Here is a 2006-nt window from a genome sequence, read left to right on the forward strand (position 1 = left end):
GTTTCCAAAGGCGTGAACCTGATGTCCGGTCCCGACTTCGGCGTCCTGATCATCACCCACTACCAACGTCTCTTGAATTATGTACACCCTACATTCGTCCATGTCATGATGGACGGCCGCATCGTGAAATCCGGCGACGCCAGCTTGGCGAAACGTCTGGAAGCGGAAGGCTACCGCGGCATCCGCGACGAATTAGGTCTAGATATCCACTTGGATGAAGAATAGGAGGACGTCACATGCTGAACGAAGAAAAAACGTCCTTGTTGGATGCGGTTCGCCTGTTTTCGATTGAAAAGGAAGAACCGGAATGGATGCGCAGCCAACGTTTGGAATGGCTGGAAAAATACGAAGAGCAGGCTTTCCCATTGATGGAACGCATCAGCTACCACCGCTGGCCGCTGCTTGACACAACCATCTCTGCCGGTGCATACGGCGAGGAATTGGTAAACAGCCAAGGTCTCCAATACGACTTGGGCGACACACCGAAAATCGTGCAATACGGAAATGTGACGCTGATGGAGCAATTGCCACAGCATCTGATCGATCAAGGCGTCATTTTCACTGATTTATATACAGCCGCTCAGGATTATCCTGAACTGGTCCAAGAATATTACATGACGACAGCCGTGAAACCGGAAGAAGACCGTTTCACCGCTTTCCACACAGCCTTCATGAACAGCGGCGTCTTCCTTTATGTGCCGAAGAACGTCGTCATCGAAGAACCGTTGGAAGCTCTGTTCATCCAGAATTCCCACGTAAAGGAAAGCTTCGTCAAACACGTGCTTTTGGTCGCTGACGTGAACAGCTCCGTGAAATACGTGGAGCGCTACGAAACGGAAGGCAACGAAAAGAACAGCGCCAACATCATCGTCGAAGTCATCACGAAAACCGGCGCGCAAGTCAAATTCTCTGCAGTCGACACCATGGGCGAAAACACTTCAGTCTACATCAACCGCCGCGGTCACCTGTTGAAGGATTCCTCCATCGACTGGGCAATCGGCGTCATGAATGACGGCAATGTCATCTCCGATTTCGATTCCGACCTGATCGGCGACGGTTCCCACAGCGAAATCAAAGTCGTTGCAGTTTCCACAGGCAGACAAGTGCAGGGCATCGATACCCGCGTCACGAACTACGGCAAGCACTCGATCGGCCATATCCTGCAGCACGGGGTCATCATGGACCGTTCGACTTTGACCTTCAACGGCATCGGCCACATCATCAAAGGCGCGAAGGGCGCTGATGCGCAGCAAGAAAGCCGCATCCTGATGCTGTCCGACAACGCCAGAGGGGATGCGAACCCGATCCTGTTGATCGACGAGAACGACGTCACAGCCGGCCATGCCGCCAGCGTCGGACGCGTCGACCCGGAAGAGATGTTCTATCTCCTTTCCCGCGGTATCCCTAAGGCAGAAGCAGAGCGTCTGGTCATCCGCGGATTCCTGGGTACGGTCATCGCGGCCATCCCGGTCAAAGAAATCCGTGAAGGCCTGGTAGAGATGATCGAAAGGAAGTTGATGAAGCTTTGATCGATGCTAAAAAAATCAAACAGGACTTCCCGATCCTTTTCCAGACCGTGAACGACGAGCCGCTGATCTATCTGGACAACGCGGCCACTTCACAAAAACCGAAACAAGTGCTGGAAGCCATCCAACATTACTATGAGTTTGACAACGCCAATATCCACCGCGGCGTCCATACTTTGGCGGAACGCGCGACTTCAGCCTATGAAGCCGCCCGCGAAAAGCTGCGCCGTTTCATCAATGCCGCTTCGACGAAGGAAGTCCTCTTCACCCGCGGCACGACGACCGGCCTGAACTGGGTTGCTGTCGGCTTCGGCGATCTGGTCGTCGAAGAGGGCGATGAAATCTACATCACGCCGATGGAGCACCACTCCAACGTGGTTCCTTGGCAACAGTTGGCGAAACGCAAGAAGGCCAAATTGGTCTACCTGCCGTTGACTGCAGATGGTTTCGTCGATGTCGAAAAATCGTCTGAAGTCGTCA

At 53.4% G+C, this 2006-nt stretch carries 2 protein-coding genes and 1 pseudogene; all 3 read left to right on the forward strand.

Annotation, left to right across the window (positions count from 1 at the left end; translation table 11 throughout):
* A pseudogene (locus WBV27_RS11670) lies at positions 1-225 on the forward strand (ABC transporter ATP-binding protein); the annotation flags it as partial.
* 11 nt (positions 226-236) lie between these two features.
* On the forward strand, positions 237-1529 hold the full coding sequence (sufD, locus tag WBV27_RS11675; RefSeq protein ID WP_424202256.1) for a Fe-S cluster assembly protein SufD: 1293 nt from the start codon (positions 237-239) through the stop codon (positions 1527-1529).
* Positions 1526-2006, forward strand: a 481-nt coding sequence (locus WBV27_RS11680) for an aminotransferase class V-fold PLP-dependent enzyme (protein WP_424202258.1), incomplete at its 3' end; no start/stop codon positions are given. The genes sufD and WBV27_RS11680, both read left to right, overlap by 4 nt.

The sequence above is a fragment of the Trichococcus sp. genome (assembly GCF_049589555.1).
Classification (GTDB): domain Bacteria; phylum Bacillota; class Bacilli; order Lactobacillales; family Aerococcaceae; genus Trichococcus.